This is a genomic window from Acidimicrobiales bacterium (genome assembly GCA_016794585.1).
Lineage (GTDB): Bacteria > Actinomycetota > Acidimicrobiia > Acidimicrobiales > DATDAH01 > JAEUJM01.
On sequence record JAEUJM010000034.1, the window covers coordinates 23,420 to 35,543 of the forward strand.

General features: G+C 70.0%; 10 protein-coding genes. 4 read left to right on the forward strand and 6 right to left on the reverse strand.

Annotation, left to right across the window (positions count from 1 at the left end):
- Nucleotides 1-179 precede the first annotated feature (179 nt).
- From JNK12_17895 to JNK12_17910, 4 genes are all read left to right on the forward strand, one after another.
- On the forward strand, nucleotides 180-2,846 hold the full coding sequence (locus JNK12_17895) for an AAA family ATPase (GenBank protein ID MBL8777817.1): 2,667 nt from the start codon (nucleotides 180-182) through the stop codon (nucleotides 2,844-2,846).
- 216 nt (nucleotides 2,847-3,062) lie between these two features.
- Nucleotides 3,063-3,458, forward strand: coding sequence for a RidA family protein (locus tag JNK12_17900; protein MBL8777818.1), 396 nt, complete (start codon nucleotides 3,063-3,065; stop codon nucleotides 3,456-3,458).
- A complete protein-coding gene (locus JNK12_17905; protein MBL8777819.1) occupies nucleotides 3,455-4,258 on the forward strand; it encodes a cupredoxin domain-containing protein in 804 nt (267 codons plus the stop codon). Before JNK12_17900 ends, JNK12_17905 begins: the two co-directional genes overlap by 4 nt.
- Nucleotides 4,259-4,392: 134 nt before the next feature.
- The gene (locus JNK12_17910; GenBank protein ID MBL8777820.1) at nucleotides 4,393-5,001 is read left to right on the forward strand and encodes a hypothetical protein; all 609 of its coding nucleotides are present in this window, start codon (nucleotides 4,393-4,395) and stop codon (nucleotides 4,999-5,001) included.
- Between the two features lie 30 nt (nucleotides 5,002-5,031).
- Here JNK12_17910 and JNK12_17915 read toward each other — a convergent pair whose 3' ends face one another.
- Genes JNK12_17915 through JNK12_17940 form a run of 6 tightly spaced genes read right to left on the reverse strand, consistent with a single transcriptional unit; the run spans nucleotide 5,032 to nucleotide 12,084 of the window.
- Entirely contained in the window at nucleotides 5,032-6,021 is a 990-nt protein-coding gene (locus tag JNK12_17915) for an SAM-dependent methyltransferase (protein ID MBL8777821.1), read from the reverse strand.
- 60 nt (nucleotides 6,022-6,081) lie between these two features.
- Nucleotides 6,082-7,581 carry an NADH-quinone oxidoreductase subunit N gene (locus JNK12_17920; GenBank protein MBL8777822.1) on the reverse strand — a complete coding sequence of 500 codons (1,500 nt, stop codon included), beginning with the start codon at nucleotides 7,579-7,581 and terminating at the stop codon, nucleotides 6,082-6,084.
- Between the two features lie 4 nt (nucleotides 7,582-7,585).
- Nucleotides 7,586-9,112, reverse strand: a complete 1,527-nt coding sequence (locus JNK12_17925; protein MBL8777823.1) for an NADH-quinone oxidoreductase subunit M — start codon at nucleotides 9,110-9,112, stop codon at nucleotides 7,586-7,588.
- Between the two features lie 13 nt (nucleotides 9,113-9,125).
- Complete coding sequence (nuoL, locus tag JNK12_17930; GenBank protein MBL8777824.1) at nucleotides 9,126-11,252, reverse strand: NADH-quinone oxidoreductase subunit L; 2,127 nt, start codon at nucleotides 11,250-11,252, stop codon at nucleotides 9,126-9,128.
- A 2-nt stretch (nucleotides 11,253-11,254) separates the two neighbouring features.
- On the reverse strand, nucleotides 11,255-11,554 hold the full coding sequence (nuoK, locus tag JNK12_17935) for an NADH-quinone oxidoreductase subunit NuoK (protein ID MBL8777825.1): 300 nt from the start codon (nucleotides 11,552-11,554) through the stop codon (nucleotides 11,255-11,257).
- Nucleotides 11,555-11,559: 5 nt separating this feature from the next.
- Nucleotides 11,560-12,084 (reverse strand): NADH-quinone oxidoreductase subunit J, encoded by a 525-nt coding sequence (locus JNK12_17940; protein MBL8777826.1) that lies wholly within the window; start codon nucleotides 12,082-12,084, stop codon nucleotides 11,560-11,562.
- Between the last annotated feature and the right edge of the window lie 40 nt (nucleotides 12,085-12,124).

Consider the following 12,124-nt stretch of genomic DNA (forward strand, 5'->3'; position numbering starts at 1 on the left):
TGACGCGTGCCGCTCCCACCACCCACCGAGGTCAGCGCAGCGGTCTGCAGCACGCCGGGGCCCGGCGCCGATCAGTGCGACCGATTGCGGTCTCGGCGCCTGAACCGCCGGTACGTGCCCGAATGAGGGATCCCCTCCCCTCGGCCGCAAGGGGGCCACCTAATGTGAACCCCGAACCCATGGCCACCGACGGACCGCTCGACCCCTGGGCCATCGCCCGGACCAAGCTGCGGCGTCCCGCGCCCAGCCGCCGCGTGGTGGGACGAGACCGCATCACCGAGCACCTCGACGGCCTCGTCGTCGACCACGCGTTCACGCTGATCTCGGCGCCGGCGGGCTGGGGCAAGACGACCGCCGCAGCGGCATGGTTCGCCGACGCCGATGCCACCGGCGCGAGTGACGGGATCGGTGCCTGGCTCACCCTCGACGCCGGTGACGACGACGTCGATGCGTTCTGGGCGGCGGTCGCCGCCGCCCTCGTCGAGGCCGGCTTCTCCCCGTCGACGTTGCTCACCGCCCTGCGGACGGTCCGGAGCCCCACCACCGAGTGGCGTCGGTTCGCGGCGGCACTCGTCAACGACCTGGCCGAGGTCGGGGGCGACGTGGTCCTGGTGCTCGACGACCTCCAGACCGTTTCCGACGAGGTGACCCTGCAGTCGCTGGCCGCCTTCGTCGACGTGCTGCCCGCTCGGGCGCGGATCGTCGCCACTACCCGGAACGACCCCGACCTGCCGCTCGCGCTGTTGCGCGTCCGGGGGCGCCTCGGCGAGCTCCGGGCCGACATCCTGCGCTTCGAGCCGGACGAGGTCGACCGCCTGCTCAACGACGTCCACCATCTGGGTCTCGACCCCGAGTCGTTGCGCCGTCTGACCGAACGTACGGAGGGATGGCCCGCGGTGCTCGTGCTGGCTGGGTCCTCGCTGGAGGGTCTGCCACCTGAGCGGGACCGCGACGCCGCCGTCCGCGATGCGGTGGCCACCCGGGACATCCACCAGTTCCTCTCGGCCGAACTGCTCGACACCTGCCCCGAGGCCGAGCGTCAGTTCCTGCTCAAGACCTCCATCCTGCCCCTGATCGATGCCGGTCGAGCCCGGGCGATAACCGGCGTGGACAACGCATCCACGATCCTCGAGCACTTCGTCGACATCAACCTCGCGGGACGGCTCGATGCCGGCTCGGGCCCGCCGGTGTACCGCTACAACAAGCTGTTCGCCGAGTTCCTGCGGGCCGAGTTGGCTCGCACCAGCAGCGACGACCTGGTCGTCGACCTGCACGGCCGGGCCGCAGCGGCCGCGGGCACCGATGAGGAGGCGATCGGGTACCTGTTGGCGGCCCGGCGCTGGGACGAGGCTGCCGATCGAATCGAGGCGGTGGGCCGCGCGCAACAGGTGCTCACGCTGGTCCGCCTGCCGTCACCGCTGCTCGACGCGCTCCCGGCCGAGACCCAGGCGGCACGGCCCTGGATACGCCTGCTGCGGTCAGCGATCGATGTGCGCCACGGCGACATGGTCGAGGCCCACCGGGTGCTGGCCGGAGTGGTCGACGAGTTGCGGGACACGGGCGACGACGGTCTCTCCCGTGCGCTCAGTGCCTTCAGCGAAGCGGCGGCCGCGGTCGGCGACTGGGAGGGCGCGGGCGGCGCTGCAGCCGAGCTGTTGGAGCTGCCCCTCCAACCGAGCCAGCGCGTGCCGGCCCTGGCCACCGCGGTGTGGCTCAGCTACTACGACGGTGACACCGAAGGCGTGGTCGCGGGCATCGAGGAGGTCATCGATCTCGATCCCTCCGACCCCCAGGTGTGCGAGGGGTGGCTGCTGGCCCTCGACTTCAAGTTGCTGGGTGCGCCCATCGATCCGGCCGTCGTCGAGGCCCATTGCCTTCGCCTGCAGCGGCGGGCCCCCGAGAGCGCGGTGCTCGACGCCACCGCGTCGGGGCTCCGAGCGGGACTGGCCTTTCTCCGAGGCGATGTCACCGCGGCGCTGGCATTGGTCGACAGCGGGCGCCTGGCCGGCGATCGGGCCGGGGGCCTGGGGTGGCTGGCGCACGAGTTCGACCTGGTGGAGCTCATGGCCGCGCTCGCCCGGTCACGCCACGAGGAGGTCGAGCGGCTAGCCGTGCCACGGTTGCGCGACGACGACCCGATCGCCCTGCTCAACCGGCCGCAGAACGCCCACGCCCTGGCGCGGTCGCGGTGGATCCGGGGCGACCGCCCGGGCCTCGAGTCCGTGTACGCCGACCACCTCGAGCACGCCCGCCCCGAGGACGGCTACGAGATGGCCCTGGCCCAGGCCAGCGTCGCTCACATGATCGAGCGGTCGGCCGGCAACCACCAGCTCGCCGCCGACCGCCTGGCGGCCACCCTCGAGGCGGTCCCGAGCGCCGCCGCCTTCGCCATCAGCCAGGGCCATCTGGCCCTCGACCTGGCCGCGGCGCTGCTCGCCACCGGCGCCGAGCACGAGGCGCTCAACCGAGCGCGGGGTCCGCTGGGTGACCTCGAGGCTCGGGGACTCGCGGGCATCGTCGCCCAGCTCGGTGAACCCGTCGTCCCCCTGCTGCACGCGGCCCGCGATCGTGGCGTCCACGCCGAGTTCGTCGGGCGGGCGCTGGCGATGATGACCATCGCACCCGCCACCGGCTTCGACGTCCCGACCACGGGCGAGCACCTCAGCCCGCGTGAGCTCGAGGTGCTGCGCCTGGTGGCGGCCGGCGCCGGAAACCGCGACATCGCCGATCAGCTCTTCATCGCCGAACGCACCGTGAAGTCCCACATGACCGCAATCCTGCGGAAGCTCGGGGTGACCTCGCGCACCCAGGCGGCCGGTGAGGCCCGGCGCCTGGGCCTGGTCTGACCCCGCCGGGCTCTTCTGCTCACACCCGACCCGGCTCGCACCCACCCCGCCTGGTACCCATCGGGTCGTACCCCTCGGAATGCCCATTCGTACCTTGGGCCGATTCCCGGACACCCCCGGTTCGCGCATCGTGTCCCTCAGCCCACCCGACCGCAAGCTCCTGCGGGACCGGCGGCGCCATTCCCGGCGGTGGGCCCATCACCACGGAGGAACACCATGGAACGGACCATCCACAACCCCTGGACCTGGCAGGAGCAGTTCGGCTTCGTGCAGGGCAACGAGGTGCGAGACACGTCCCGCACGCTCTACTGCTCGGGCCAGACCGCGGTCGACGCCGACGGCGCCCCCCAGTTCGAGGACGACATGGCCGAGCAGATCACCCTGGCCATCGACAACCTCGAGGCCGTTCTCGGCTCGGCAGGGATGGCGCTCGCCGACGTCGTGCAGCTCAACATCTACGTGACCGACATGGACGCCTTCTTCGAGCACTACGGCGTGAGCGCCGAGCGTCTCGCCATCGGCGGTTGCCGCTACGCCGGCTCGCTGTTCGAGGTGTCCCGCCTGGCCATGCCCGGTGTCATGATCGAGCTCGACGCGATCGCGGCGTCATGAGTTCCGACACAGCAGGCCACGGCCCAGAAAGCCTGGCGAAGAACGCGCCACGAGCAACAAGCACGAGCGCTGACACCCCCGCGGGCGAGAACCCACCGACCGTCGCCGCATGGCGGCGCCTCGCCACCCTCGGGCTGTTCGCGCTTCCCGTCGTCTTCGTTCTGAGCCAGGTGGTAAACGAGGTCGTGATCCCCCCGCTGATCGTCTTCTCGGTCCTGGCCGTCGGCCTGGGGGCTGCGCTCGTGGCCGGCAAGGGGCGCCGGGTGCTCTACGCGGCCGTGGCGCTCGGCGTCATCTCGGTCCTCGCCAGCGCCCCGTTCCTGGTGGCCGACCTGTCCCACCCCGAGACCGGTGCCGGCTTCCTGGTCGCCTACGCAGCCCTCGTCCTGGGCCTCGGCACCGCCGGCGCGGCCCTGGCCGCGACCCGGGCCAACCCGCCGGACCGCGCCAGGGTGACCGGCCTCGCCCTCGGTGGCGTCCTGGTGCTCGGGGCGGTCGGTTCGCTGGTCGCCACGGCAAGCGTCGAAGACGACCAGCGCCAGGATGGTGACATCGTCGTGGTCGCACGCGACACCGCTTTCCCCGCGACACTGGAGGCGCCGGCCGGGACGGTGGGCTTCTTCGTCCAGAACGAAGACCTCTACCGCCATACGCTGCTCATCGAGGGCACCGACGTGAAGGTCGAGCTCCCGGGATCGACCGATCGCCGCTTCGAGGCCGACCTCGACGCCGGGGAGTACCGCTACTTCTGCGACGTCCCCGGCCACGAGTCGATGGAGGCCACCCTGGTCGTCCGCTGACGCTCCGCCCGCCCGGCGCCGCTGCCCTAGTACCTCCATCGGTGCGGGGGGCAGCGGCGTCGGACACGTAGACGTCGACCGCTTCGTCGGCCCAGTAGGGTCGCTCCGACTCGACGAGGGCCGGAGCGTGGGACATGGGAGAACGGTGGACGAGGCGGACCACTGCGACGGTCGCCGCCCTTGCGGCGACCCTGACGTTGGCCAGCGCCTGCTCGGACGCCGGCAGTAGCGACGAGACAGCGACGGACGACCTGACAACGACGTCCGCGACGGCCCAGCCCACGACGGCCGCGAGCGGGCCCGAGGACGACTTCGCCGAGCAGGCCGATGCCGCGTGCACCGAACTGAACGACCAGCTCGCTGGCGGGGTCGAGGCGGCGCTGCTGTCCACCCGCGACCTGGCCAACTCGGTCCAGACCACGGATCCGGCGGCACTCGAGCCCGTCTTCTCCTCCATCGAGGCGAGCTTCGGCGACGCCGCCGACCTCGTCGCCGGGCTCCAGGCCGACTTCGCCGCGATCGATGGGCCGAGCGAGGCCGAGGCGCCGCTGGCCGACGCCGACGAGGCGCTGACCGACGTCGAGCAGCGGCTGCGCTCGGTCGAGCAGGCCGGTGCCGACCAGGATCTCGCCGGTGTGGGGCAGGCCCTCGATGCCGTCAACAGCTATGACGCGGCGCCGTTGACCGGTGCGCTCGACGCCCTTGCGGCGCTCGGGGCGACCGCCTGCCAGACCGTCGACTGACCGGCACCGGCGGGCGACCGCCGGCGAGGATCAGCCGACCATCCACTCGAGCACCCGGAAGGCGCCGAGGCCGGCGGGGTCAGTGAGCGCGTCAGCCTCGGTGGCGCGGCTCCGGGCCCGGATGGCGGCGAGGTCGCCGAGGTGGGCCCGCTCCTCCCAGAGGCGTCGGCCCTCGTCGACGAGCTCGTCGAGCCCGTGGGCGGCGAGGAACTCGGCCTGCGAACGGTCGTGGTCGGGTGGGCGCACGGCGGCCAGTTGGTCGACGGCGACCTCGACGGTGATGTCCTGGCTGCCCGGCGAGTCGAGGGGGTCGCCGCCCCGCCCGTGCGAACGGTACGTGCGCAGCCACTCCTGGTGCGGCCGGGCGGCCATCGACGGGGTGCTGTCGGCGTAGTCGACGACGACGACCCTGCCCCGCTCGACGAGCGCCAGGGCCTCGCGCAGCCACGTGGCCGCCTGCTCCTGCACCGGGATCCGCGCGCCCATCGGGACCTCGTCGTGGGCGGTCGCCCCCTCGGGCACGTCGACATCGTCGAGGCGCACGAGCGCCTCGACGCCACCTTCCACCCAGATCTCGGCCCACCCGTCGGCGGTGCGCTCGAGGAGGCGGAAGGGCAGGTTGTCGAGCAGCTCGTTGGCCAGCATCACGCCGGTGACCGGACCGTCGGGCAGCTCGGGTAGCGCCTCGATCCCACCAGGATGCTGGGCCCGTTGCGCCGCCGAGCGCTCGACGGTCACGTAGTGCAGCGCCGCCGCGCACTCGGGGGCGGCGAGGGCGACCGTGCGGGCGAGGGTGCCGGGGCCGGCGCCGGCCTCCACCACGGTGAAGGGGTCGGGATCACCCAGTTCGTGCCACCAGGTGTCGAGTGCCCGGGCCAGCACCGCGCCGAACAGCGGCCCGACCTCCGGGCTGGTCAGGAAGTCGCCCCGGCGCCCGGCCTGGCCCCCGGCGGCGTAGAAGCCGCGCACTGGGTGGTAGAGCGCCCGTTCCACATAGCCGTCGAACCGCTCAGCGCTCATCTCGACGCAATGACTATCGGGTTCCGACAGCTATTGCGTCGAGTTCGTGGGTGTGTGCTGTCAGCCGCCGGCGAGGTGGACGGCCTCGCCGAAGTGGGTGAGGGCGCCGGGCACGACGCCCCAGACGACGGTGGCGACCACGGTGATGGCGATGGCCGCCACCAGCGAGACCGGCACCTTGATGGGCGACCGGTCGTCGCCGGGCACGGGCTGCATCCACATCTCCCGGGCGACGTTGGCGTAGTAGTAGAGCGCGATCACCGAGTTCACGGCGATGAACACCGCCAGCACGATGCCGAGGGTGGTGGTGCCCTCGAGCACGGCCCGGAAGATCAGGAACTTGCCCACCCAGCCCGCGAGGGGCGGGATGCCGGCGAGGGAGAACAGGAACACCGTCATGGTGACGGCCAGGCCCGGGGCGTACTCGAACAGGCCGGCGAACGAGGAGATCTCGGCCGAGCGGGTCTTGCGGGCCACGGCGATGACCACCGCGAACGCCCCGAGGTTCATGGCCGCGTAGATGACCAGATAGACGACGATCGAGGTGAGGGCGGCGACCGGGTCGCCCGTCCTGGCCAGCGGGGCGAGCATGTAGCCCGCCTGGGCGATGCCCGAGTAGGCCAGCATGCGCACGGCGTTGGTCTGGCGCAGGGCGATCAGGTTGCCCACCGTCATGGTGAGGATGGACAGGGCGGCGAAGAACCACTGGGTGACGTCGTCACGCCCGCCGAAGCCGACGAAGACCAGGATCATCAGGGCGACGAACCCGGCCGCCTTCGAGGCCACGGCCAGGAAGCCGGTGATGGGGGTGGGTGCGCCCTCGTAGGTGTCGGGCGCCCACGTGTGGAAGGGCACGGCCGACACCTTGAACGCGAACCCGATCAGGGTGAGCACGATGGCCAGGGTGACGATGGGGGCGCTGCTGGCCGCCTCGCCGATCTGGCCACCGATCTCCGCGATCATCGTGGTGCCGGTGAGGCCGTACAGCAGCGACATGCCGTAGAGCATCACCGCCGAGGCGAACACGCCCATCAGGTAGTACTTGATGCTGGCCTCGTTGCCCTTGAGGTCGCGCTTGCGCCAACCCGCCAGCAGGTAGGCCGGGATGGAGAGCAGCTCGAGGGCCACGAACATGGTGATGAGGTCACGGGCCGAGGCCATGACCACCATGCCGATCAGCGACGACAGCAGCAGGAAGTAGTACTCGCCCTCGTGGTAGTCGCCTTCGGCCACGTAGTTGGTGGACAGCAACACGACGAGGTAGCCGCTCACCGCGAAGAGGGCGGTGAAGACCAGGGCGAAGTCGTCGACCACGTAGGCACCGCCGAACATGGCGCGGTCCTGGCCGTCGACGGCGAGGGTGATGACCGGGACGAGCGTGGCCAGCAGGCCGATGCCGGTGAGCGACGCCAGGGCCCACTTGCCGTCCTCCTCGGTGAAGAGGTCGACCAGCAGCACCACCACCAGCGTCCCCGTCAGCACGAGGACGGGCGCGAGCGCGTGGTAGTCGAGGTGCGGCGTGGTGAACCCGGTCACCTGGGCGAGCACGGCGGGAGCCACGGTGTCAGCCACCCGCCCCGAAGGCGCTCAGGGCTCGGCCGACGGCCCCGTCGGTCACCTCGAACACGAGGTTGGGGTACACACCGAGCACGATCATGAGGATGATCATCGGGGTCCAGGCCACGAGCTCGTAGGCGTTGGCGTCGGGGATGTCGTGGCCCTCCCACTCGGCCTTCGGCGTGCCGAAGGCGACCCGCTGGTAGAGCCAGAGCAGGTAGCCGGCGGCGAGCACCGTGCCGATGGCGGCGATGACCATGTAGACCCGGAAGACGGTGACGTCCATGCCGGCGCCCGGCTGGTACGCCGAGAGGATGGCGGGGAACTCACCCCAGAACCCGGCCAGGCCGGGCAGGCCCAGCGAGGCCATGACGCTGAGGCCCAGGATCCAGGCCATGTGGGGTGCCTGGGTGAGCAGGCCGCCGAGGCGCTTGATCTCGAGGGTGTGGAAGCGGTCCTTGGTCGAGCCGGCGATGAAGAAGAGCATGCCGGTGATGAGGCCGTGGGCGACCATGCCGAAGATGGCGGCGTTGAAGCCGAAGTCGGTCAGGGTGGCGATGCCCAGCATCACGAAGCCCATGTGGGCCACTGAGGAGAAGGCGATGAGGCGCTTCATGTCGGTCTGGGCGAGACAGCACAGGGCGCCGTAGATGATGCCGATGACCGCCAGCAGGGCGATCCAGGGGGCCCACTCGGAGGCTGCGTCGGGCAGCACCGGGATGGCGATGCGGATGAAGCCGTAGGTGCCGAGCTTCAGGAGCACCGCGGCCAGGATGACCGAGCCGACGGTGGGGGCCTCGGTGTGGGCGTCGGGCAGCCAGGTGTGGAACGGGAACATCGGGACCTTGATGCCGAAGCCCAGGAACATGCCGCCGAAGATCAACAGGCCGGTGGTGCGGGCCATGCCGGCGCCGCCCATCTCGGCCAGGACGGGGATCTGGAAGGTGCCCTGGAGGAAGTACAGGGCCAGGAACGACACCAGCATCAGGGCCGAGCCGAACAGGGTGAAGAGGAAGAACTTGATGGAGGCGTACTGGCGGTTCGGGCCACCCCAGACGCCGATCATGAAGTACATCGGGAGCAGGACGACCTCGAAGAAGACGAAGAAGAGGATGAGGTCCTGGGCGAGGAAGGTGCCCACCATGCCCGTCTCCAGGATCATGATGAGGATGAGGAAGGCCTTCGGGTTGTGCGGCTCCGGGAAGTGCTTCCAGGAGTAGATGATGCACAGGGGCACGACCAGCAGGGTCAGGGCCAGCAGCGGCAGGGAGATGCCGTCGAGGGCCACGTGGTACCGGGCGTCGATGAGCGGGATCCAGCTCTCGTCCACCTGGTACTGGAGGACCGCGCTGTTGTCGTAGTCGAAGTTCGCCAGCAGCAACACGCCGACCGCCGCGGTGGCCAGGGACGCGACCAGGGCGATCAGCTTGTGCGTCTCCTCCTGCGCCCGCGGCACGAGCAGCATCAGGGCTGCACCCACCAGGGGCAGGAAGATGGCGAGGCTCAGGCCCCAGCTATCGAGGAAGTCGGTCATGAGTCGAATGCTCCTAGACGATGATCACGAAGATGCCGGCGATCAGGACCACGCCCCCGAAGAGCAGAGCGGCGTAGTTGGAGATCTTCCCGGTCTGGATGCCACGGAGCAGCTGCCCCGACCCCTCGGCCGCATGGCCCGAGGCGTTGACGGTGCCGTCGATGGCGCCCTGGTCGACGAAGCGGTACAGGAACCGCGCGGTGCCCCGGGCACCGGTGGCGACGCCGTTGACGACGGCGTCGAGGACGTGCTGGTTGAACCAGTACATGGCCCGGGCGATGGGGCCCTTGGTGCCGGCCACGATGACGTTCTCGTAGAGCGCGTCCAGGTAGTACTTGTTCTCGAGGAAGGTGTACCCGGCGTGGGCCGCCTTGTTGCGCTCGGTGAGGCCGTGCGGGCCCTTGTTCTTCACGAAGTAGAGGTACGCCAGGCCGATGCCGAGGGAGGCCAGCAGCACGGAGGCGATGGCCACCGGCAGTGAGAACACCGGGTGGATGACCTCGGGGAAGGCGAACGTCGGCTCGATGTAGTGCTCGAACTGGAGCTCGATGCTGTCGGGGGCGATGGCCGCCGGGAGGTTGACGAAGCCGATGAAGGCGGCGAAGCCGGCCAGGATGCGCAGCGGCCAGAGCATGACCGCCGGCGACTCGTGCGGCGTGCCGTGCCCGCGGTACTCGCCGAAGAAGGTGAGCCAGATCACCCGCGTCATGTAGGCCGCGGTGAGCAGGGCCGAGATGGCCCCGAACACCAGGATGAGGGTGTAGCCCTGCTCCTGGCCCTGGGAGGCGCCGGCCAGGATCTCGTCCTTGGACCAGAACCCGGCGAGCGGCGGGATGCCCGCCAGGGCCAGCGACGAGAGGGCGAAGGTCCAGAAGGTGGTGGGCATGTACTTCTTCAGCCCGCCCATCTTCGTCATGTCGAAGGTGTGGTGGGCGGCGTGGCTGACCGAGCCGGCGCCGAGGAAGAGGCAGGCCTTGAAGAAGGCGTGGGTGAAGAGGTGGAAGATGGCGGCGGTCCAGGCGCCGACGCCGAGGGCCGCCACCATGTAGCCCAACTGGCTGATGGTCGAATAGGCCAGCACCTTCTTGATGTCCTTCTGGACGAAGGCGAGGCACGCTCCCATCAGGGCGGTGAAGCCACCGATGAAGGCCATGTAGTTGAGGCCGCTGGTGCCGATCGACAGGCCCTCGTAGAACACCGGGTAGAGGCGGGCGATCATGAAGACGCCGGCCACGACCATGGTGGCGGCGTGGATGAGGGCCGAGACCGGGGTGGGGCCGGCCATGGCGTCGGGCAGCCAGGTGTGGAGGGGGAACTGCCCCGACTTCGAGCTGACCGCGGCCATCAGGCACAGGGCGGCGGCGAGCATCACGCCGTGGCTCATGGTGCCGTCGAGGGCGGCGAGGTTGGTGTCGATGATGCCGAAGGTGCCGGCGCCGAAGAACAAGATGATGACGCCGATGATGAGGCCGACGTCGCCGACGCGGTTGGTGAGGAAGGCCTTGAGGGCGGCGTTGCTGTTGGCCTGCTCCTCCCACCAGTGGCCGATGAGCACGAACGAGCTGACGCCGACGAGCTCCCAGCTGAGCAGCAGCTGGAGGGTGCTCTGACTGATCACCAGCAGCAGCATCGAGGCGCTGAAGAACGAGAGGAAGGCGAAGTAGTGGGTGAAGCGGCGGTCGCCCTTCACGTACTCGGTGGAGTAGATGTGCACGAGCAGCGAGATGCTCGTGACGGTGAACAACATGATGGCGGCGAGGCCGTCGACCATGGTGCCGGCGGTGAAGTCGAGGCCGCCGGACTGCCACCAGGTGAACGAGCGCACCACGGGCTCGACCGAGGAGTGACCCTCGCCCTCGGCGACCATCGCGCCGAGGAAGGCCCCGAGCGCGTGTTCGCCACCCTCGCCGGCCTCGTTGACCCGCTGGATCCACTGGGCGAGGGTGGCCACGGCCAGCAGCCACGCCGCGGAGAGCGCGGCGATGCCGACCCGAGACCCGCCCTTCGGCATGCGCTTGCCGAAGAACAAGATGATGAGGAACGAGGCCAGGGGGACGGCCGGGATGAGCCAGGCGTTCTCGAGGAAGAACCCGGCGTGCGTCTCGTGGGCGGCTTCCGCGGCCAGCGTCAGCGTGGACATCGTCAGCCCTTCATGGCGTCGAGCTCTTCGAGGTCGACGCTCGTGCGGTTGCGGTAGATGAGCAGGATGATGGCGAGGCCGACGCCCACCTCGGCGGCGGCCACGGCGATGACGAACAGGGCGAACACCTGCCCGCTGATGTCACCGTTCATGGCGGCGAACGCCACCAGGTTGATGTTGACCGCGTTGAGGATGAGCTCGATGGACATGAGCACCATCACCGCGTTGCGGCGGGCCAGCACGCCGTACACGCCGATGCAGAAGAGCACCGCGGCCAGCAACAGGAACTGGTTGAGCAACATGGCGCCTAGTCCCTTCTCGCCACGACGATGGCACCGACGAGCGCCGCCAGCAGCAGCACCGAGATCACCTCGAACGGAACCAGGTAGGTGCTGAAGATGGCGTCGCTGACCTGGGCCGTGGTGGTGACCGTGTCGGCGGGCAGCTCGCTGTCCTCGAAGCGGTCGATGAGCGTGTAACCGATCACCGCCAGCAGCAGCACGGAGATGAGCCCGCCGATCCAGCGCTGGTCGTGGTCGAGGTCCGACTCCCCGCCGATGGGGGCGCGGGTGAGCATGATGCCGAACAGGAACAGCACGATGATGGCCCCGATGTAGACGAGGATCTGCGTGGTGCCCACGAACTCGGCGCCGAGGATGAAGTAGAGGCCACCCACGCCGGCGAGCACGAGCACCAGGTAGAGGGCGGCGTGCACCACGTTGTTGGTGGTGACCACCCGCAGGGCGGCCGCGATGATCACCACGGCGATGATGGCGAACGCGATGTTCTGGGCGACGTTGAGGTCGGCCGCGAGGAGCAGGGTCGCGATCATGCTCTCCGCTCCTGGCTCGTTCCTCGCCGGGCCGCTCGGG